1 pseudogene is annotated in these 333 nt (G+C 43.8%); it reads right to left on the bottom strand.

Features of this window, described 5'->3' with window-relative positions:
- Positions 1-333, bottom strand: a pseudogene (locus tag ACODS7_RS32895) (portal protein); the annotation flags it as partial.

Raw genomic sequence — 333 nt, 5'->3', positions numbered from 1 at the left:
AGATTTCACGTGCACCCGATAAATCGTCGATATCTCCATCATGATTATTTAAAATCCGATCATAGAAGGACGGGATATCTGGCGCACCAACTCTTTCCGGTCTCGCGCCCTCAATCGGTGTATAGTGTAGGATACCGCCTTCTTCATTCGTGATTTCATCTTCATCCACAGCGGAACCCATTGGGACTAACCACATACTATTTCCCATTTTCCTTGCATGCGTGGCAAACATAGACCGCATAATATTAATCTCACGTTGAATCGGCAACATATCTTTAATAAACGCTTCCCCTTTCACACTTCCGGGTATCGGAATATCACCAAAGAGAAAGA

This window comes from Bacillus sp. FG16, assembly GCF_057809515.1.
The sequence above is the reverse complement of the archived record's forward strand: the minus strand, read 5'-3'. Positions and strand labels throughout refer to the sequence as shown.